We start from the raw sequence: 22,399 nt of genomic DNA, 5'->3' as shown, positions 1-22,399 counted from the left end.
CATCTGCGGCTCTTTTTTTATTGTTTTATTCACCCTTCTATGAATTCCTTACAATTCAAGCACATGTGCGATCACATGACAAGCGTACAGGCTCATTGCAAATCTGCTCTTTTTCATATTCTCATTAAGGTCAAAGAAAATATTCTTATCGTTATAATCTGATTTAAAAAACGGCGCAAAGCACAGATTCCATTCCTGTAAATACTGCCCCTCTTTTTTGGTGTAGCAATTCTCAGGTGACGCCTTTACTCTGTAATCTTTGTCCACGAAGCTGGCAATTGATTTATGCAAAGCCGTGTCTTCCTGTGGAAGATAGTAATAGTCCTTATAATTAGAATAAAAATACTTCAGTGTTGTTTCATATAATGGAACTCTGAGAACTGCTTCAGTTCCATCGATCTTGAAATAACATCCGTCAAGATTTCCTGAAAGTGAAGAAGGAAGAGGCTTCGGAACTGACAGTTTCATGTAGACTTCCTTTTTCTGCGTTCCATCTATGTCGTTATAGTAGTTGGCCTGAACTTTTTTAGCGCGGACAGGCAACATCTCAAGCAGTTCTTCCGATGCTGGAATCTCCGCGTCAGTTCTGACAGCTTCTTTAGGAAGCTTTGAAAAAGAGTTAAAGAACTCTTTATACTTAAGCATTGTAAGAACATCAAACATTCCTTTGACATCTTCAAAATTGTGAAGCATAAGGAGCTTTAACTTTTCAGCATCTTTGGAAACAGTATAGTCCTGATAGATAGGAATAAGCTTTCCTCCATCATACTTATCTTCTCTCTGAATCCCCAGATAAAGCTCAATTGTCTTTTGCTTACAGTCAAGAAGCCCCAACTGCTTTTTATATGGCTTTATCTCCTTATAAATATCAAGGGAACTCATATGCGCAAACGGATTTGGAAGTCCATACTTTTCAAATTTGGCTAAAAGAAATGGAATATCAAATCTGTCACCGTTAAAGTGGATAAGTATCTTATACTCCCTGGAGAATTCAATAAACGCCTCAAGAATCTCTTTTTCCTGATCAGGTGTCTCAGCAAAAAACTGACAGACGTGCCAGTTACCATTATCATGATAAGCACATCCAATAAGATATATATCAGCACTCTTGGGAGAAAGCCCAGTAGTTTCTATATCAATAAAAAGAAAATCCTCCGGCTTGCAGTTTAAAAGATCCGGCAAAGTCCTGACAAAATGACTACCAGAAAGAACAATTCCCTCACTAGTCTTAATCATACACGTTTCCTCTTTCGTAATAATACGAAATCTCCTATGAAAAATATTTTATCAAATAGGTATAATAAAGCAAGTTCGCTTGTCATTCCATGGTAAAATGATTCAAACTGATTCATCTATTTATGGAGGCTCAAATGGTAAAACAGTTCTTTTCACCTTACAAGGTCGCAATGTTTGATCTGGATGGAACACTCACAGACTCCGGAAGAGCAATTACATCCTCCGTTGAGTATGCTCTGTCACAGTTTGGTATAACTGATCAGCCGCGCCAGAAACTGGAAACTTTCATTGGTCCATCTCTTTATGATTCATTTACAAGGGAATATCACATGAATGACGAGGACTGTAACAAGGCAGTAGCCCTTTACAGAGACATATACGAAAAAGAGCGAATGTACGACGTTGATATATATGAAGGAATTCCAGAACTCCTTGAAACTCTGAAAGAAAAAGACTTCACTGTTGTCTTGATCACCAGTAAACCTCTCGTTTTTGCAGAAAAAATACTTACTCGGATAGGTCTCGATAAATACTTTGACCACATGGTTGGCCCTACACTTTCTGACCACAGTTCTGACAAAAAGAGGCTCATTGAAACAGCCATTAGTACCTATAACCTTGAAAAAAAATCCTGCATAATGATCGGGGATACCGCCTATGATATAAAAGGTGCCGTAGATGCAGGCATCGACAGCATTGCTGTAACCTATGGCTATGGCAGCACATCAGCGATGATACGTGAAGGTGCAACATTCGTTGCAGATTCAGCAAAAGAGATCCTATCTTTTCTTTGCTGATTGATATAGCAAATAAGGCGTGCTGCGCAAATACAAAGAGCGGTACGCAGATGAGACTCATCTGTGTGCCGCCCTTTGTAGTCTATGTCATTCAGTTTCCTGATGCTGGAGCCTGCTCGTTTGTAGTAGTCTGGTCATTTGAAGGTGCCTGACCGCCTGCTGGCATCTGGCCGTCTGTTGGCATTTGGCCCTGCATCATACCACGGCCGCCCATGCCGCCACCGTGGCCACCCATTCCCATGCCTCCGGTGCTGTTAGTTGTATTAATGCTGTCTGTTGTAATCTCACCTGACTGGTCACCGGCTGTAAATGTGTAGGTCTCGCCTGAAACAAGATCTGCTGAAGAATAAGTGACTGCACTCGCGCTCTTGATAAGCGTAAAGCTTGCAACTTCATTTCCTGATGAGTCACTGACTGTAATAACAGTTCCCTCTTCAAGTTTCTCGCTAAATACATAAGTAATAGTCTGCTGAGTTGATGAAGAATCTGCATTTTCAAGCATTCCTGATGATCCAACCGCTGTCACTGTTCCTCCGTTTATAACGAAGATACCCTGATTTTCAGTTCCTATATCAATTGCGGCATTCATATCTTCTGAAGGGCCATCAACATATACTGTTCCGCCATTTATAGTAAGGTTCTTATTTGAATCAAGTCCGTCACCGCTGGCATTTACATAAACAACACCGCCATTTATTGTAATATCAGGATCTGTAAGGGTTGTAGATGCGTTAAATCCATCATCTGAAGATGTTACGCTTATTTCACCATCATTTATAGTAATGACTCCCGCTTCAATTCCTTCATAGCTGTCTTCTACAGTTATAGTTCCTCCGTTGACTGTAAGGTTTGTGTCTGAATGTACTCCATCATCCCCTGATGTAATGTTAAATGCTCCGGCGTTTATAACAACATCTGATGTTCCGTGAATTGCATCGTCCACTGTATCTATAGTGAATGTACCACCATCGATTGTCATTACACCTTCTGCTTTGATACCCTTCTGGCTTACGCTGTTTGAATCAGAATCTGCGCTGTCTGCAGTATCATCCATCATTCCGCCACCAAAGCCACCGCCAGCCATTTGAGGTGCCTGACCTGCCATATCTGTCGGCTGAGGTGCTGCATTACCCGTATTATCGGTTGCTTGCGATGAATCACCAGTCGGCTGCATATTAGCCTGATTCTGCGCTCCCATCTGTCCCGGCTGGAAGCTGCTCATAGCAGATTCAATTGCATCAATAGTTGTCTGATAATCAGCAGAAATGGTTCCATCTTCGACAAGTCCATTTAGCCAATCAACAACACTATTCATGTCTCTTGGTGCACTTTCCAAAGCTCCTGCCTCTTCGAGTGCTGCAGCAAGATCACTTGCTCCATCAACTCCCATTCTCTCAAGCATTTTTGCGATCATATCGGAACTATTTCGCTCGCCGCCCATGCCGCCACCGCCTGGCATAGCTTCAGATTTCTTTTCAGCGGAGGCAGAACCATTTCCTGTAAAGATATCAAAATAGCCATCTGAGATATTGAGAGTTCCGTCTGACTGTATTGCATCACCATAAGAATCAATATCAAATGTTCCTGATGTTATGTTAAGTTCTGTTCCTGCCTTAATTCCATCATTTGCAGAAACCAGTGTAAGATCAACGTCACTTATTGTCAGTATTTCTTTTGACTGAATGCCATTGTTGATATATCCATTAACAGTAAGTGAACCGCTTCCTGATACAGTGAGGCTGCACTTTGCCATGATCGTTGCCTTCTGGCTGTTGCTAAATCCTTCATCCACTGCCTCGGTACTGCCTTCTGAAGTTGCAGAATCGCTTACTGCTTCTGAATCATCTGCTGATCCACTTGCATCTGCCGATGAAGTTTCAGTCGTGCTTGTATTGTCCTCACTTGATGTACTGTCATCAGCACTTGCATTTGCTTCGTCAGTAGCTGCCTTGGCCTCTTCATAAGTTGTCTCTGTTCCGCTTGTAAGCACGTTCTCAGTGCCTTCCATCACGTAGATAGTTGCACTGTTTGCGTATTCAATATAGATTGCATCCTTCTCGCTGTTTGTAATTGTCACTCCGTTCAGAACGATCGTTACATCCTGGCCCTCAGCCTCAACTTTGATCCTTCCTTCAGTTAAAGTACCACTGAATGAATAAGTACCACCGGATGTGATCACAATGTCATTATCTTCTACACTTGCTCCGTTACCGCTCACAACTGATCCATTATCGGAAAGTGTGATCACTGCTGTAACATCGCTTAAATCTATACTTGCATCGGTACTAGCAACAACTGTTGCGCTCTCTGTACCTACTGTAGCTGTCTCAGTTCCACCTGTTGTTGTCCCACATCCTGCTACAAGCAAAGCAACTGCAAGCACTGTAGCAAATCCAATTCCCATTTTTGATTTCATTTTTTTATTTAACATATTATTCTCCATTCTACTTTTCACATGCCTTTAGGCTGTTCTTTAAACTCATTCTCTTTGTCTACACTGCCATTCTAAAAAAACAACCTAAATCCAGCCTAAAAAAATATTGAGGAAAATATAAATTCAGGGCGCAAAGCAATTTCCAAGAACACAAAAAAAACTCACACTGATCGTTCAACCAGTGTGAGCTTTAAATATTAACTTTATTAAATTAGTCGCCTATACTGAATATGCGAATCTGTCACGCAGAAAATCCACACATTTAATCATCTGGCCTGAGCCCATGTAACTCCGTACATCTGCTCCATGAGCTTTCTGAGTTCATCCTTCATAGAATTGCAGGCAGATGCTTCATCTACAAAGTTCATAACTCCGATGCGTTCTTTTTTATCCTGGAAAAAGACAGCCCAACCATTCTCAGTTTTATCAAGGCAAATTCTATTCTTATGATGTCCACCAATTTTGTAGAGTTTTGATGGTACTAAGTGTTCTTTGAAATATTTCTGAAGTTCTTTTGCGTTCATAGTTGCCTCCCAATTGAAGTCTCTATTTGTCATCATGAGAAAAGTGGTTTTTCAAATGATTGCATGTAGTTTTGATTACTACATACAATATATCACATAACTACTTAAGTGGCAACACACTTTGTACGCAAAAATAAACATGCCTCAATACTGGCTTATTTTCCTACCATATCAGTTCGTATCCCTGTTTACATACTTATTGTGGAACTTGGAATAAACAATCTTCTGACTGCTGTAAAGGCTTGAGTATCCGGAGAAGGTATAGCTCAGTGCAACAGCCAAAAGATAATATGGCATGCCTTTGAAGCCGAATAATTCAAAGCAAATAAATAGTGATGAAATAGGACAGTTGGTTACTCCGCAGAAAAGCGCCCCCATTCCGATAGCAGCGCAAAGAGCCGGATCAAATCCTAAAAGCTGTGAATAAAGGCAGCCAAAAGTTGCGCCTATATAAAGAGCTGGCACAATTTCACCACCCTTGTAGCCGGCGCCAAGAGTCAGCGCTGTAAAAATGATCTTCAAAAGAAATGCAAAATAAGGGGCTTCGCCCTTTAAAGCCATTTCAATCACATTCATTCCAGCTCCGTTGTAATATCTTGTTCCGGAAATAAATGTAAGAGCCGCAACGATACATCCGCCAACAAATACTCTCAAATACGGGTTTGCAAAAAACTTCTTATAAAGTCGTCCTGATATTTTCAAAACATCACAAAAGATCACGCTCACTACTGCACACAGGATTGCAAGAATTGCAGTGAATATCGCATTATAAACAGTAAACTCAGGTACGATGTTTACTGCAAAGATTTCTCCCTGAGCTCCTAAAAACTCCGCTACTCCTGAAGCTACAAGAGCCGAAACAACGCATGGCACAAGAGCTGAATAGTACATAATACCTACATTTTCAATCTCCATTGCCATAAACGCAGCAGTCATAGGAGTTCCGAAAAGTGCTGAGAAAGCAGCACTCATGCCACACATAGTGATGATCTTTATATTTCCCTCTTTTAGTCTGAAGAGCTTTCCGAGATTGTAGCCGATACTTCCGCCCATCTGAAGTGCCGCACTCTCACGACCTGTTGAACCACCAAATAAATGGGTCAAAGTCGTAGAAATGAAAATAAGCGGAGCCTTTGCAATAGGAAGGTTCTCCCCCGCCTGGATCGACTTGATCACAAGATTTGTTCCCTTATCCTCGTAATCCTTGCAGAGCCTGTACAGGAACACTATCAAAAGACCTGCAAAAGGGAGCCCTAAAATAATTAAGTCATGCTCGCTTCTAAAACCTGTAGCCCAAACTATCGCGCGTCCAAAGGCTGCACCAATAGCTCCAACCACAATTCCTGTAATACTTCCCAGAATTATCCACCTGAAAAAGACTCTTATCCTCCCAATCAGATCCATCTCCGGCATATGATCGATAATGTACTCGATAGGATTACTGTTCTTTTCTTTATTTTCCATACACTTAACCTCAAACTTCTGTAAAAAAAATTACTTAAAACTTTCACAATTATAATCTGAGTTTTCATAATATGCAAAACAGGGCAATGAAATGCTTTTTAAGCACTGCACTGCCCTTTATTTATCATATTACTTTTTACTTGTACTGGCTTACATTGGACGCATCTACAGATTCAAATGGAACATAGATACATTTGTGATCTTCTGTAGCATAATCGATTCCCTCGATCGTACCGCCACTTCCAAGCGCTATAGCCGCCTTTACAGCTGAAGCCCCCTGACCTGCTGCGCTCTGAAGAACCGTAAATGCCATCTCACCGGAAGAGATTGACTCGCAGCCATCTGCTGTTGCATCGACGCCGCACACAGGAATCTTGGTATAATCCAGACCATATTTTTTCATTCCACTGATAACACCAAGAGCCATCGTGTCATTGTTACAAAAAACAGCATCAACGCTCTGCCCTGTCTTCATAAAGATTCCAAGTTTATATTCAGCTTCAGTGTCAGACCAGTTTGCATAATCCTTAAATACATAAGTTGCATTGCAGCCATTTTCTTTTAAAGTCTTGATAACTGCATTAGTTCTTCCGATTGTAGCTGAATGTCCCTGCTCTCCCTCAAAAATAATTACATTTAGACTTGAAGGATTGCCCAGTTTTTTAAGAACATATTCAGCCTGAAGCTGTCCGGCCTGCTCCTCACTTGAACCTGCGTAAATATATTTATCGGCAGTAAGATGTTCATCCGAAGGTTGGTTGTTAACATAGATGATTGGAAGATTTCCTGCTGCCACATTCATCTGAAGAGCTGTGCTGGCATCAGATGGTCTCAGGATAATTGCTGTATATCCCTTTGAAGCTGCGGTTGCTACAAGCTCTGCTTCCATCTCAACGCTTCCGCCTGTCTCAACCAGATCAACAGTCGCTCCGCTGCTGGTTGCTGCTGATGTAACCGCATCGGCCAGCTGGCCTCTGAAAGTATCAGTAACATCATTCATGATCAAAAGAATTTTTGCCTTTCCGCCACCACCAGTGCTCGCCGTGCTTCCTGAAGCAGCTCCGCAGCCTGCGATGACCGTAACCAGCAATAATCCTGTTAAAAGAACTGTAATAATCTTTTTCATCTTACAAGCCTCCTCAAATCTTGAACTTCTGAACATAAGAAGTGAGCGTGTGGCTGGTTCCTGCAAGTTCTTCAGAATTATCTGCCACATCCTGACTACTTCTGGTGATATTCTCAGCCATCTCAACCATATTCTCTGATGTAGCAAGGATCTCATCTGCACTGGCCGCCTGTTCCTCAGAAATGGCTGCTACATTGGTTGCAACATCATCAACCTTCTGCACATCTTCTATCATGTTCTCAATAAGCTTGTTGGATTCCTGAATATTGTTATAAATCTGGTCAAAAGTACCAACGGCAACGCCGATAAGTTCACTGTTTTCCTGAATGCTTGTAGCACTGGCATGGGCCTGTCCCACCGCATTCTCAATAAGTTTGTGCACCTCTTCAATGAGGTTTGCTATATTCTGAGCACTTTCTGCTGATGTCTGCGCAAGTTTACCGATCTGAGTAGCAACAACAGCGAAGCCTTTTCCTGCTTCACCTGCTCTAGCTGCTTCTATGCTGGCATTAAGAGAAAGAAGATTTGTTTCCTCAGCGATCTCACCAATCATTCCAACAATATTGGTGATCTCTTCAGAAGCTGTTCCGACCTTGTTGATAGAATTAACAAGCTCGTTGTTTGCAGCTTCGATATCCTGCATGGCTGTGCTGAGTTTCTCCATATCCTGGCGACCCTTTTTAGAGATCTCAACAGTTTCCTTCATGCTCTCATTGGCCTTGTCACTATTATCTCTTGTGTCAGAAACAATAGTTGCAAGAGTTGTGGCATTCTGTGCAATATCATTAACCGCTGTAGCAAGCTGATCAACTGTTTCATTGAGCTGCTTCATAGCCTCTGACTGAGCCTGAGAAGCATCATACATTGTTCGCGAAACCTGATCACTGCTGTCAGACTCCTGTCTGAGTTTCTCAGATTCCTCACTGATACTTTTAAGCATTTTCCTCATGGAAGTAACAAACTCTGTAACCTTGCCTCCCATGATTCCAATTTCATCATTGCTCTCAGAATTAACTTCAATCGTGAAGTCTCCCTCTGACATAGCTGTGATATTTTCTGTAATATGTCCAAGAGGAGCGATAACTCTTCTAACTACATAGAGAATTGAAACAACTATAAGAACAACTGCGATAACACCGATTATGATAAGAAGATTACTCATCTGTGTTATTGCTTTTAGGATAATACTTGTAGGAATATATGATACAAGCACCCAGTCAGTTCCTTCTATTTCCTTAAAAGCTGTCATGTAAGCCGCAATCTCTTCAGTTGTATAATCGCCTGCTGAAAGTTTTTTGTATGCTCCATCAAGAAAAGCATCTGATGATGAACCTGTTAGCTTTGTTGATACAAGACTTGAATTTCTATGGGCAAGGATCGTGTAATCGGACTTATCCACAAGGAAAGAGCTTGCATTTGTCATTTTTACACCGGAATTAACGATGATACTGATGGCGTCAAGTGGCACGTCAGCTGCAAGGACCTTCAGCTCATCACCTTCCATATCTAAAATACCTGTAGCACTGATAACTGTTGTACCGTTTGCATCAGAATGTGCTCCGCCATAAGCCATATCAACTCTTGTGATACCCTGCTTATACCATGCACTCCCAAGGACATCGGACTCAGTAATTTCAGATTTAGCCGCCTTGATAAGCTTTCCACCTGAAGTTCCAATATATAATCCGTTTGGGCAGCTTGAATTGTAACCATAGAACATATCCAGCATACCTGAAAGTTCGCCCTCTGCAGGATTTTCTTTTTCTATAAAGTATTTAACCGTGCTAAAAAACTGCAGATTCTCACTAAGCCACGCCTCAATATTGTCGGCCTGATTCGAAATAGACGACTCAAGAGTTTCATTTGCCATTTCAGTCATCCTGCTCTTTGAAAGCAGCGACGCCACAAGAACAAGTGCTATGACCGTCGCCGTTACAAGCGGAACGATGTAGCTAATAAGCTTAGTACTTATCTTTTTTGTTTTTTTCTTCTTTTCAGTTTTTTCACCCATTTTTCTCTCTTTCTCGCTTTCGCGGACACAAAAATAGCACATTACTAAACGGTAATGCATGTCTATTATAGCATCAACCATTCAGAAATGTGCTTGATATCGTACTTATTTATACAATTTTCAGACAGTTTACAAACTGTTTATCAATCCTTCAATTCCCTGTGATCTGTAGATTTCTTTGTAATACTGCACTTCATCCTTGATTATCGAGTCAATCTGCTTCATACCAAGGAGCTCCACAGGGGCCTTGTCATCAGTCATGATATTCTCGCCCGCTTCATACTCAGTTGCAGTCAAAAGAGCTCTCTCCATCATGGCCGCCAGTTTTTCATTTTGCTCTTTTGCCGCATTGCTCTTCAGATTATTAAGGAACTCATCTGACTCAGTAGCAAACAGCTCTTTGTTGGTCGCTCCCGGAACATCAACTACTACAACGTTCTTAAACACTGATGAAATGGTGTCCGCCAGATACGTGTTGATCGTAGCTTCCTGACTTCCACTCTGGGTCTCATCACTGTACATGTTCATGTTAACCACCATAACACCGCCGGGTGCCAAATGCTCTTTTACCAGGGAAAAGAACTCCACAGAAGACATCTGAAATGGAATAGTAATGTCCTGATATGCGTCAACCATGATAACGTCGTATTGGTCGCTGACTGCTGCCAGATAGGCCCTTCCATCGTAAGTTGTAACTGAAGTAGTGTCAGGAAGTTCAAAATACTTATGGGCAAGATCCGTGATCTTATCATCAATCTCAACGCCGGTGACATTCACATTATCAAAATATCTGCTAAGCTGTGTCGCGTATGTGCCTGACCCCATTCCAAGGATAAGTACATCCACATCCTCACCATTTTCCGCCTTGTCTTTTACTCCGCACATGTAGGGAGCTGCCATGGCATAGTCATAATACATACCGGTCAGCGCCCCTTCTTTTACCAGAACAGACTGAACTCCAAAGAGAACGTTTGTGGAAAGAATTACGGAATTTGGTGTTTCTTTTACCTGAAGATAGTTGTATACAGACTCGCCTTCATAGGTAAGGCCACTCTCCCAGAAAGCGAAGCTGGTGCTGTGTCCAAAGACGCAACATATAGCAAAGATCAGTATCCCTGCTATCACCTTACTTAGATTTTTTTTTTGAGTTTTTTCTTCCGCCTCATCAGGGCTTAAGAAATAACAAACACAAAGTGCCACCAGAATACCTGCGAAAATAAGGAATGTTACTGAAGTTCCGACTGCAGGAATAGTTATAAATGTGGGAGCAAAAGTACCGATAATGCTTCCTACTGTATTAAATGCGCCGAGAGTTCCGATGATCCTACCGTTATCCTCAAGAGAATCCGTTGTATATTTTGCAAGGCTCGGTGTAACAGTTCCAAGCAAAAACAAAGGATAAACAAACACGATCATACATGCCGCAAAGGCTGCGATCACGAGGAAATTCGAATTGACAGTAAATACCAAAATTGCTGAAATTCCAAGTATTATATATTTTCCAACAACAGGGATCAGCGCAATCCAAAGAGCTGCGATAAGAACTCTGCCATAGAGTTTTCCTGGATCCTTGTCCTTATCGGCTTTTCGGCCACCGTAGATATTTCCAAGGGCCATGGCTATCATGATCGTTCCGATTATTATAGTCCACACAATCTGCGATGAACTAAAATATGGGGCCAGGAGCCTGCTAGCACCAAGCTCTACCGCCATGACAGACATTCCTGAAAAGAACTCTGTCAAATAAAGAAATAACTTGTTTTTCAATATTTTCTTATGTCTCATTTACTCACCCAACACTTCTCATTTTTATATTGCCGGTATCAGTCGTTAAATTTCTTAAGTTCCGATGCGGCAAGAGGAATAGCCAGTCCAAAAGAAAGCACATCGGCACAGGACTGTGCCATCTCAACTCCAAGAATACCTAATATTGGAGGTAATATCAATATCATAGGTATAAAGAAAAGGCCATTTCTTGATGATGCCATTATGGAAGCTTTGACACCTTTTCCAATAGACTGAAGCATCATGTTGCTGATAACGATGGTTCCTGAAAGTGGCAATGTACAGGCCTGAAATCTGAGTGCTGCAACACCGACCTCCATCGCCATCGGATTTTTAGAGAAAAGAGCTATTATATCCGGAGCAAAAATAAAGCATACAACGCCTATTCCAACGAGAAATACTGTTGAATATTTCACGCAGAAAATGAAGCCCTCTTTTACCCTCTTTGTAAGGCCTGCGCCATAGTTAAATGAACAAACAGGCTGATATCCCTGGCCAAAACCGATAAGAGCAGATGCCATCATCATCATAACTCTTCCGGCAACAGACATCCCTGCGATTGCAGCGTCTGAGCCAATAGCTCCTGCAGTTCTGTTAAGGATAAGAGTAGCAATAGCTGCCATTCCCTGTCTGAATAAAGAAGGTGCCCCACCATTTACGATTTCTTTTAGATAATAGCCATTGATATGAACATTTTTGATGTTAAGCTTAATGTTTTCACCTTTACTGGTGCCTATGAGAAGAACTATAAAGCTTGTAACCTGTCCCATCACAGTAGCTATGGCAGCGCCTCTTACCTGCATGTGGAAAACCAGGATAAGGAGCGGATCAAGAACAATATTCATGACAGCGCCGCACATAAGCCCTACCATGGCGTACACTGCACTTCCCTGGAACCTTAACTGATTGTTGATAACAAACTGAGCCATCATAAAAGGAGCACCAAACAGGATTATCCTCATGTAATCCATGGTAAATTGCATGGTTGTGCTGGTGGCACCAAGAAACTGCACAATCTCTTCTATAAAAATGTTTCCAACAACTGCAAATATAACCCCCAGGATCAGCGACAGTGCAAATCCGGTGGACGCCATCTCATTGGCCTCTTTGTGATTGCCGGCCCCTAGCATTCTGGAAAGGAAATTGCCTGAGCCGTGGCCACAGAAAAATCCCGTTGCCTGAATAAGTGCCATCACTGTAAATACAAGTCCTACGGATGCGGTGGCTGCAGTATTGACCACAGGGTCAGATGACACCCTTGCCACAAAAAATGTATCTGCAGTATTATAAATAGCTGTTACCATCATGCTTATTATAGTCGGAACAGACAGTGACAAAATAAGCTTTGGTATCGGTGTTGTTGTTAAATATTCTCTTCTGTTTTGTGTTGCCATTAAGTATATAACCTATTTTCTTTTTATTCTTTTATTGTTGTTCTTTCAGCTCATCAAACTTTGCCTTCATAGTAGGATTGTTCCTTGTAAGCTTTTTTACGCTGACATCATCCACCTTGCTGTTGGCAATTCTAAGCTGATTGTCGCTTCCGAGAAGCTCTTTTTTAACCTTCTCAAGATGCTGGATAGTCTTATCGATTTCTTCTATAGCAGCGTCAAAATGCTTGTGGGCAAGATTGTAATTCTTGCTAAAGTCATCCTTGAACTTCATGAGAGAATCTTCAAAATTGGATATATCAATATCCTGGTTGCGAACTGCTGCCAACTCCTGCTTGTATGAAAGGGCACCGAGAGCTGCGTTCCTTAAAAGTGTGATCATTGGAATGAAGCACTGTGGCCTTACAACATACATCTTGTCATACTTGTAAGAAACATCGACTATTCCTGCATTATACAACTCGCTGTCACTTTCGAGAAGGGATACCAAAACCGCATATTCGCAGTTTTTCTCTTTTCTGTCCTTATCAAGCTCTTTGAAGAAGTCTTCGTTTTTATGCTTGGTTGCAGTCTCATCCATCTCATTCTTCATCTCGAACATGATGGATATGATCTCAACACCGTTCTCGTCAGTTTCCCTGTAGATGTAATCGCCCTTACTTCCGGTTCTTGCATCATTGTCTTTTTCAAAATATGCATTCTTAAAAGCTGTGGCACGGAGCTGATTAAACTGGATCTCGCAGTGCTGCTCCAGGGTCTCGCCAACCATCTTTGTGGACATCTTGGTCTTTAAGTCTTTATAGAACTCTACTTCTTTTTCCTTCTGCTCAAGCAGAATCTTTCCTTTTTCTTTTTCCTGAGTCAGTGCATTTTCAAGATCTCTTGCCTTCTCATTGAATGAGCTTTCAAGTTCATGCTTCTCATCCTCGACCTTTTTTACCGCCTCCAAAACTGCAAGCCTGGTCTTGTCTGAAGTGCTTTCTATCTCAAGCTGAAGCTTACTGTTCTTCTCCTGAGCTTCGCGGAGCTTGTCTTTTAACTGCTCAATTTCTGCAGCTTTCTCCTCTTTTAATTCATTTATTTTTTGGTTTTGCTCTTCAAGCTCTTTATACTGTTTCGTTTTTAACTCTTCGATGATCTTGACCTGATTTTCAATCTCTTTCTCATACTGCTGCTTGGTCTTAAGAGTGATCTTGTCCTCCTGCGCAGCCATCTCCAGAGCATGCTTCTCCTGGAGGTGTTTCTCAAGCTCACTTGTTCGTCTGTCCAGGTCTTTTTCAAACTCTTTATCCCTTATCTGCTGAACGATCGAACTGAGCTCTGTATCATCAACCGTAAACGCCTGCCCGCAATGTGGGCACTTAAGTTCTGCCATATCCCTATCCTCCATCAAATCCTTTACATATTATAGCGAATATTTGTTCGAACATTTGTTCTTGTATTAAAAAACTCCACATGCTATTATTACATGTGGAGCGGTAGCCTCGCATATGCGAGGAGGTGATCTTAACTAACTATCAATATACCTGCTGCACTAAGCTCGAAAAAACCTCGCTAAGTGCACATGTATGGTTCACACTAGCTTCGAAAATACCTCAGCAAGTGTTCTACTCAAAGAAGTAACCGCCCTGTTCTTGGCCGGACTAGCGGTTATAACTTTGTAGCTACAGTTCATATCAAGCGGGGTTACCGCTTCTTTATTTAGATTATATCAGACATGGTTTGCTTCGCAACATCTTTTTTACAATTCTTCTACTATACATTCCCTTGTATTCATGCTTCGCGGCACAACATGGACATTGGAATATGTACACTTCGGTGCATGTCTGATAAACAGGCCGTATGCCGGCACATCGCCCATAGCGCTGTTCTCAGGATAATCAGTGACATTCTCATGTATTTCAGGTAAAAGATTTATCTCTTCCTTGTCGTCTCTATATGCCACTTCAAAGTCACTGATCATGATTTCCCCAAGATTTTTACCAATTATATTATCCGATGAATCATTTTCATTAAATTCACATTCACCAGCAACAATTCTGCTAGCAGCCATTTCAGATACCCCTTCCTTTGTCAAAAGAGCTTCCATCTGCTTCCGGGTCATCCTATACCCTGTCACGATTGACGGCACTTCAGCATTTACCGCCTTGATATTCTCGATAGTCACGCCCTCAATAGAGCCGCCCAAAAAGCGCTTCTTCTCATCCTCTGCGTCAACATATCCAAACTTATTTCTCTTGCAAAGACAAATAAACAGCGGGCATGCAACGTTGTCCATGGTAATGTTGCGGACAGTGACATTTTTTACATTGCTTCCATCCGCGCTCTCAATGGCAATTCCGGAGCAGGTTCCCGGATAAATATCTAGAAAGAAATGACAATTCTCGCATGTCACATTTTCAATGTCATAGTAAGTCTCTGTCCCAATCTTAAAAGCATTGGCAACACTAAGAACCGTGCAGTCTGAAAAGCGTACATTCTTCGTGCCACGCATCTTTCCTTCGGAAGCCACATTTAATCCGTCGTGGTCGTGGACCCTTGGAGCCTTAACGCACAGTCCGTCATCTGCAGTAGAAATAAAACAATGTGTAACTTCAACATCCTCACTGCCCATAACATCAATACCATCAGTGTTTGCTACGTGGCGGTTTCCGTTGATGACCACATTTGAAACCTTCACATTGTCACACCCATCAATGCACAGATTCCAGTCCATGGAATCCTCCAGGATGACATTCTCAATGATCACATTCTTGCATCCATTGGCCCACAGCATGTACATAGGTCTCTTTATCTTGGGCTGACCGTTTCCATATTTATCCTCAGCGTAACGAATCCTGCTGCGAATAGCATATCTCATAGTATCAACAGGATATCCCATAGGATCGTAGAGAAACGGTGGCTGTTTGATCTTTTCAAGAGTTGTCAAAAGAGGCTTCTTAAGAGGCAAATAAACAAAGTATTCTCCGCTGCCATAAATCCTTCCACCACCTGTAACGCGGACATTCTCCGCATTATCAAGGATCACAAACGCATCTACAAAATTGTCATGGTCTTTGGATGCAACAAGCGCACTGTCCCCTGTGATCCACAAGGTAGTATTGTCGTAGATCTTAACAGTACCTGAAATGTACCATCCGCCATCCACCAGCACTACTCCGCCGCCTGCGCTTTTAGCCGCATCAGCAGCCTTTTGAACAGCTTCCGTATTTACTGTCATTCCATCAGCTACTGCTCCGAAGTCCCTTATATCAAAAACCCTGGATGTGCGCTTATCTGGAAGCCCCTGCTGCCTAATATACTGCCCATACGGAATTCCTCTATAATAATCTCCCTCATAGATCACACCATTATCAGGCATTGTCGCCCTGTCTATCTGCATACCCGCTTCTCCTCCGCGTTTTTCTAACATTTTATGATGACACGAATTGCTCCGTGATAAATCACTCTCGCAATTCTAAAGCATTCGGAATCCGCACAAGTGCTACTTCCTCATGTTTTGCGGGTCTCAAGGTCATAAAGCATATCATGCAAGCATGAATGCATTATGACTTCGATCCCCTGTCATAATTATATTACATATTGAGCCTCAGAGTGTGATATGATGGTGTGGTACTTAAAATCACGTCATATATCTTTTGGAGACAGCAATGCAGAACATCGGAATTGTTTTTGGTTGTTTCATACCTATGCACAAGGGACATGAGTCCCTTATCAAAAGAGCTCTTTTAGAAAATGACAGGCTGATACTGGCTGTATGCGGATATCAGACTGACAGGGGCAAAGATTTTCTGGACTTTGCCACCAGATTCAAAATCGTCACAGAAATGTTCCAAGATGATCCACGAGTAATAGTTGTAAAAATAGATGACAAAAAACTGGGGCTTGATGGCACCTTCACCCACGAAAACTGGGTCTTATGGGGAAACGAACTGTTTGAACAGGCAGGTATTTCGCCGGATGGTGCGCACTTTAACTGGTACACCGGAGAGCCATCTTACATTGATAAACTTGGGAAAATATATCCGGACCATACATTTAATCTTGTAGACAGAGCAGTCATACGTGTATCCGGAACTGAGATTCGAAACAATCCCACAATCCACGCAGATGACATCAATGAGGCGTTCAGAAATTACCTGGAAGAAACAGGTATGCTTAAATAAAGAATTCTTTTAGTGAAAACAAAAATCAATAAGTCAAAGAATAATATTTTTTCTTAGGGGAAACTATCATGAAAAACATTATTGAAAGTTTACTTGAAACAGATCTTTACAAATTTTCTATGGGTCAGGCTATCTATCACAACTTTCCTGACTACACCACAACCTGGTCATTCAAATGCAGAAATACTGACGTGAAGTTCACACCTGAAATGGTTGAAGAAATCAAGCGTCAGATCTACGCATACTGTGACCTCAATTTCGATGAGGATGAACTTGCCTACCTTGCAGGAATTAAATGGATAAAAAAATCCTATGTTGATTTCCTTCGTTTATGGCACCCAAGATATGAGGATTTCACAATTGGAACCGACGCTCCATGCGGACTTTCAATCGAGACAAACGGAACATGGCTCAACACATCCATGTATGAGATTCCAACTCTTGCCATTGTAAATGAAGTATACTTCCGTATGGCATATGACTATGATGAGCTCTTCACATCATTTGAAGAAAAACTTGATGAAAAGATTTCAATGCTCACAAGCGGCACTTACAAGATTGGTGCATTCAGTGAGTTTGGTCTCAGAAGACGCCTATCTGCTGAAGCCCAGGAGCTTGCTGTAATGAAGCTCAAGAATGCCAAGCTCGACGGTTCGATCTTTGTAGGAACATCAAACGTATATCTTGCAAAGCTTTTAAATGTAACTCCTGTAGGAACAATGGCTCACGAATGGATCATGTGTGTCGGCCAGGGTAACCACAAGCACAATCCTGCATACTCCAACTGGTATGCCCTCGATTATTGGGTAAAAGAATATGGAATCCTTAACGGAACAGCTCTTACAGATGCTATAACAACAGACTGTTTCCTTCGCGACTTCCAGCTCACATATTCAACTCTTTTCTCAGGTGTAAGACACGACAGTGGCGATCCATTTGAGTGGGGTGAAAAGATGATAAAGCACTACGAGAGCCTTGGAATTGATCCTAAGACAAAGACTCTTCTCTTCAGCGACAGCCTTGATTTCAAGCGCGCCAATGATATATTTGCTCACTTTAACGGAAAGGCTAAGGTCGCTTTTGGAATCGGTACCTATATTGCCAACGACACCAAAGTTCCACCTCTTAATATTGTAATGAAGACAACAGCCTGCAATGGTCAGGATGTTGCCAAAATCTCTGATGTTGAAGGCAAAGGAATGTGCAAAAATCCTGCATACGTCGATTATCTGCAGAGGTGCATCAATTGGAGAATGGAGAACGAAGCGATTTGATGCTCGCATGATCCCTACAGATAACTGCAAGAGAATTTTTGATATAGGTGGCAAACATGAATAATATAATAAGAGATTTTAATGCTAAAAAAGAAATTGAAAACATAACAGCCTGGATCAAAGATTGGTTTAATAATAACGGGCCAAAAGCCAGTGCTGTCATCGGATTATCCGGCGGAAAAGACTCAACAATAGTCGCTGCTCTCTTAGTGAGAGCTCTTGGAAAAGACAGAGTTGTCGGCGTTCTTATGCCTGACGGAGAGCAGAAAGATATTGATGATTCCAAAAAAGTCGCTGAGATACTTGGAATAAAGTCACATATCGTAAACATCCACCCTGCAGTTGAAGGTGAGAAAAAAGCTTTAGAAGCAGCCGGCGTCACTCTTTCAAATGATGCCATGATCAACACACCACCAAGGATCCGCATGGCTACGCTCTATGCCATTGCCCAGTCTCTTCCAAACGGCGGTCGCGTTGCCAACACCTGTAATGCCTCTGAAGACTATGTTGGCTATTCAACCAAATACGGCGATGCCGCAGGTGACTTTAGCCCCTGCTCTGACTTCCTTGTATGCCAGATGAGAGCCATCGGTGATGAACTTGGTCTTCCATCCGACCTCATTCACAAGACTCCATCAGATGGCCTTAGCGGAATGTCAGACGAAGACAAACTTGGTTTTACCTACGATACACTTGATAAATATGTCCTCACCGGCATCTGTGAAGATGAGGAAACAAAAAAGAAGATTGACCACCTTCACGCGATCAACCTTCATAAACTTCAAACCATACCAACCTATCGACAAAGTTAAGGTCCCTCTGTCTTCCCTCTGTCTTCTTCTCAGTGTCTAACTTATTTTTACTCCAGCGCCTGAGCGATGTCTGCGATAAGATCTGCAGAGTCTTCAAGTCCGCAGGAGATTCTGATAAGACCTGCAGGGATACCTGCTGCCTCGAGCTGTTCATCAGTAAGCTGACGATGTGTAGATGTTGCAGGGTTAAGGCAACATGTTCTTGCATCGGCAACGTGAGTTTCGATTGCGGCGATCTTAAGCTTCTTCATGAAGCTTTCTGCTGCGGCTCTTCCACCTTCAAGTTCAAAGGATACTACGCCGCAACCACCGTTTGGAAGATACTTCTTGGCAAGCTCATAGTACTTGTCAGACTCAAGTCCCGGATAATTAACCTTAACGACTTTCTTGTGACCTTCAAGGAATTTAGCTACTGCAAGCCCGTTTTCAACATGTTTTGGCATACGAACATGCAAAGACTCAAGTCCAAGGTTAAGGATAAATGCATTCTGTGGAGACTGGATGCATCCAAAGTCTCTCATGAGCTGTGATGTGCACTTTGTGATAAATGCACCTTCTTTTCCGAATTTCTCTGCGTAAACAATTCCGTGATAAGACTCATCAGGCTGTGTAAGGCCCGGGAACTTATCTGCATGAGCCATCCAGTCAAACTTGCCGGCATCAACAATAGCACCGCCAACTGCTGCCCCATGGCCATCCATGTACTTTGTTGTAGAATGTGTTACGATATCAGCTCCCCACTCGATAGGCCTGCAGTTTACAGGAGTTGGGAAAGTATTGTCAACGACAAGCGGCACGCCATGAGCATGTGCAACCTTCGCAAATTTCTCGATATCAAGAACTGTAAGAGCAGGGTTTGCAATTGTCTCACCAAACATTGCTCTTGTGTTTTCCTTAAATGCTGCGTTAAGTTCCTCCTCATCAGCATCAGGTGAAACAAATGTAACTTCAATTCCCATCTTTGCCATTGTTACAGCTATAAGATTAAATGTTCCTCCATAGATTGAAGAAGAAGCTACGATGTGGCTTCCGCACTCGCAGATATTGAATAGTGCAAAGAAGTTAGCTGCCTGACCTGAAGAAGTGAGCATTGCTGCGCTTCCACCTTCCAAAGCTGCAATTTTGGCAGCGACATGGTCGTTAGTAGGGTTCTGAAGTCTTGTGTAAAAATATCCTGAAGCCTCAAGGTCAAATAATTTACCCATATCTTCGCTTGTGTCATACTTAAATGTTGTTGACTGAATAATAGGTATCTGACGAGGTTCTCCGTTTCCCGGTGTGTATCCCGCCTGCACACATTTTGTTCCAATTTTCTGGTTGTTCATACTATCCTCCGTTATTGTTTTCCAAAATATCTAAATGCCAGCATAGTTATGTCATCAAACTGAGGTGCCTCCCCGACAAACTCATCTATCGCCAGCTTCATATTGTCTAATATTTCTGCAGAATTGCTATCTTTTTTCCTGTTGAGAGCTTCAAGCATCCGTTCATTTCCAAAGAGCTCATTCTCTGCATTTGTTGCTTCAGGTACTCCATCCGTATACACAAAAATATTGTCCCCCGGGTGAAGCTCAAATTCATGCTCCTTAAAATGCAAGCCTTCAATTGTAGCTACAGCAGGTGAATGGCGATACTCCACAAGCTCATAGTCGCCACCGGCTCTTTTTATGACAGGATGCTCATGACCTGCATTGGCAGCGATTCCTTTTCCTGTAGAAATCTCAATTATAGCTAACCACACAGTAACAAACATCTCCGAATCATTACTGCTGCAAAGCTGTTCATTGGTATACTCCAGAATATCTGAAGGAGAGCCGCCCATAAACGCCCTGTTCTTGATAAGTGTCTTGGCAATGACCATGAAAAGTGCCGCCGGAACTCCCTTTCCGGAAACATCAGCCATTACCAGAACTATATGATCATCATCCAGTAAAAAGAAATCATAAAAATCGCCACCTACTTCTTTAGCAGGATCCATGGTAGCATGAAGGTCAAATTCATGCCTGTCAGGAAATGCCGGGAATTTTCTGGGAAGCATATCTTCCTGAATCTTAGTGGCTACAGAAAGCTCCGCTCCGATCCTCTCTTTTTCAGCAGTCATAGCCGTCAGATTGGCAATGTAATCCTTAAGAGAAATAGCCATGTTGTTAAAACTTACAGCAAGATCTCCAATCTCATCATTACTGTAAATTTTGGCCACATGCTCGAGATTTCCGTTACTGATCTCTTCTGCATCTTTCCTGAGCGCAAAAAGCGGCTCCGTAAAATTCAAAGCAAAGCTTCTCACTATAGCTGTGATCATGAAAACTACCAGGATAAAAATAAGAATAAACCAGACCATGCTTGTAAGAATCTTGGAACTCATATCCTGAACCGGCTCCAAGATCATGCTCTGCGGCACTCTGATGCATAATTTCCAATTGGTACTCTCTATTGGAGAATATGCAAAATAGCAATCTGATATTTCAGAATAAGTTACCCCTGTTTCACCGGACATGATAGCTTCTATGAGTTCCTCATTCATCTCCTTGTCATCTTTGATGTTCAGGTCCTTATATTTGGGCAAGACTGCATATCCTTTGCCATCCACAATGAAAGCGTAGTCGCCGTCACCTGCCAAAACATCAAAATCAACAATAGCTGAATACAGATCATCAATAAGCATATCCATGCACACAACGCCCTTGAACTCACCAAGTTCACTGTAAAAGGGCGCTGCACATGTGATCATCATGCCTCTGTTGTAATCATCCATATAGACATCAGTAAAGCAGACCTGTCCCTTTTTCCTGGCCAGGTCATACCACACTCTGCCGTAATAGTTGTAATAAACTTCGCTGCCATCATTATTGGCTGTCATCTCGGAATCAGCATCATAGGATATCTGAATTCCTGAGTTAGTGCTCAGATAAATAGCTACAATATTGCTAATGTCACTGTTATACACAGGAACAAATATCTGCTCGGCATTTCCCAAAAGACCTATCTCATCCTTAACATCTTCGTAGGAAATCTCCCTTGTAGCCAGATATCTTTTCATCACTTCCTTGTTATTATCAAGGGGCTGCGGAGGCAGAACCTCTCTTGGCTTATACTTCTGTGGCGACTGGTAAAGCTCAGATATATAATCCGAAAGAGCTGTTGTATATTCCGCATATCTAAGAAGCTCAGCATTGGCTAAGGTTGCCTTGTTTACTACTGTATTAGAAAGATTTCTCTCCATTCTGGCTTTCAGTATGTCTTTTGCCTGCGACCTGATTCTGAGCATGCTAATTACACTAACTGTGCTAGTTATCAAAAGAGCTACGACAATGATCGCCATGACCATTATCTGTATTTTACTTCTAATAGACAGTCGCTTCTTAGTTTTCATGACTTA

At 42.0% G+C, this 22,399-nt stretch carries 16 protein-coding genes; 4 read left to right on the top strand and 12 right to left on the bottom strand.

Annotation, left to right across the window (positions count from 1 at the left end; genetic code table 11):
• Positions 1–48: 48 nt before the first annotated feature.
• Entirely contained in the window at positions 49–1,236 is a 1,188-nt protein-coding gene (locus E7303_RS12935) for a ribonuclease H-like domain-containing protein (protein ID WP_292145756.1), read from the bottom strand.
• A 134-nt stretch (positions 1,237–1,370) separates the two neighbouring features.
• Here E7303_RS12935 and E7303_RS12930 point away from each other — a divergent pair, with 134 nt between their 5' ends.
• Positions 1,371–2,033, top strand: coding sequence for an HAD hydrolase-like protein (locus E7303_RS12930; protein WP_292145755.1), 663 nt, complete (start codon positions 1,371–1,373; stop codon positions 2,031–2,033).
• A 91-nt stretch (positions 2,034–2,124) separates the two neighbouring features.
• Here the strand turns inward: E7303_RS12930 and E7303_RS12925 are convergent, their stop codons facing one another.
• The 9 genes from E7303_RS12925 to E7303_RS12885 all read right to left on the bottom strand — a co-directional run bounded on the left by E7303_RS12925 (position 2,125) and on the right by E7303_RS12885 (position 16,150).
• Positions 2,125–4,464: a carbohydrate-binding domain-containing protein gene (locus E7303_RS12925; protein WP_292145754.1), complete on the bottom strand. Its 2,340-nt coding sequence runs from the start codon at positions 4,462–4,464 to the stop codon at positions 2,125–2,127.
• 269 nt (positions 4,465–4,733) lie between these two features.
• A complete protein-coding gene (locus E7303_RS12920; RefSeq protein ID WP_022775998.1) occupies positions 4,734–4,991 on the bottom strand; it encodes a hypothetical protein in 258 nt (85 codons plus the stop codon).
• Positions 4,992–5,162: 171 nt separating this feature from the next.
• Positions 5,163–6,455 carry a chloride channel protein gene (locus E7303_RS12915; protein ID WP_292145753.1) on the bottom strand — a complete coding sequence of 431 codons (1,293 nt, stop codon included), beginning with the start codon at positions 6,453–6,455 and terminating at the stop codon, positions 5,163–5,165.
• A 136-nt stretch (positions 6,456–6,591) separates the two neighbouring features.
• The gene (locus E7303_RS12910; RefSeq protein WP_022776001.1) at positions 6,592–7,581 is read right to left on the bottom strand and encodes a substrate-binding domain-containing protein; all 990 of its coding nucleotides are present in this window, start codon (positions 7,579–7,581) and stop codon (positions 6,592–6,594) included.
• A 13-nt stretch (positions 7,582–7,594) separates the two neighbouring features.
• Positions 7,595–9,592, bottom strand: coding sequence for a methyl-accepting chemotaxis protein (locus E7303_RS12905; protein ID WP_292145752.1), 1,998 nt, complete (start codon positions 9,590–9,592; stop codon positions 7,595–7,597).
• 129 nt (positions 9,593–9,721) lie between these two features.
• Positions 9,722–11,377, bottom strand: a complete 1,656-nt coding sequence (locus E7303_RS12900) for a spermidine synthase (protein ID WP_292145751.1) — start codon at positions 11,375–11,377, stop codon at positions 9,722–9,724.
• A gap of 38 nt (positions 11,378–11,415) precedes the next feature.
• Positions 11,416–12,771 (bottom strand): MATE family efflux transporter, encoded by a 1,356-nt coding sequence (locus tag E7303_RS12895; protein ID WP_292145750.1) that lies wholly within the window; start codon positions 12,769–12,771, stop codon positions 11,416–11,418.
• A 31-nt stretch (positions 12,772–12,802) separates the two neighbouring features.
• A complete protein-coding gene (locus tag E7303_RS12890) occupies positions 12,803–14,143 on the bottom strand; it encodes a DUF2130 domain-containing protein (protein WP_292145749.1) in 1,341 nt (446 codons plus the stop codon).
• Between the two features lie 366 nt (positions 14,144–14,509).
• Positions 14,510–16,150, bottom strand: coding sequence for a glycosyl hydrolase family 28 protein (locus E7303_RS12885; protein WP_292145748.1), 1,641 nt, complete (start codon positions 16,148–16,150; stop codon positions 14,510–14,512).
• 268 nt (positions 16,151–16,418) lie between these two features.
• Between E7303_RS12885 and E7303_RS12880 the strand changes: the two genes are divergently transcribed.
• From E7303_RS12880 to nadE, 3 genes are all read left to right on the top strand, one after another.
• Positions 16,419–16,934, top strand: a complete 516-nt coding sequence (locus E7303_RS12880; protein WP_292145747.1) for an adenylyltransferase/cytidyltransferase family protein — start codon at positions 16,419–16,421, stop codon at positions 16,932–16,934.
• 68 nt (positions 16,935–17,002) lie between these two features.
• Entirely contained in the window at positions 17,003–18,208 is a 1,206-nt protein-coding gene (gene pncB / locus E7303_RS12875; protein ID WP_292145746.1) for a nicotinate phosphoribosyltransferase, read from the top strand.
• Positions 18,209–18,264: 56 nt separating this feature from the next.
• Positions 18,265–19,020 (top strand): NAD(+) synthase, encoded by a 756-nt coding sequence (nadE, locus tag E7303_RS12870; protein WP_292145744.1) that lies wholly within the window; start codon positions 18,265–18,267, stop codon positions 19,018–19,020.
• Between the two features lie 47 nt (positions 19,021–19,067).
• Here the strand turns inward: nadE and E7303_RS12865 are convergent, their stop codons facing one another.
• Together E7303_RS12865 and E7303_RS12860 are read right to left on the bottom strand one after the other, a co-directional pair.
• On the bottom strand, positions 19,068–20,345 hold the full coding sequence (locus E7303_RS12865; protein WP_292145743.1) for an O-acetylhomoserine aminocarboxypropyltransferase/cysteine synthase family protein: 1,278 nt from the start codon (positions 20,343–20,345) through the stop codon (positions 19,068–19,070).
• Between the two features lie 11 nt (positions 20,346–20,356).
• Positions 20,357–22,393, bottom strand: coding sequence for a SpoIIE family protein phosphatase (locus E7303_RS12860; protein ID WP_292145741.1), 2,037 nt, complete (start codon positions 22,391–22,393; stop codon positions 20,357–20,359).
• Between the last annotated feature and the right edge of the window lie 6 nt (positions 22,394–22,399).

Source organism: Butyrivibrio sp. (assembly GCF_015056685.1).
Taxonomy (GTDB): Bacteria; Bacillota; Clostridia; order Lachnospirales; family Lachnospiraceae; genus Butyrivibrio.
Note: the sequence above shows the minus strand (reverse complement) of the source record. Positions and strands in the feature narration are given on the sequence as shown.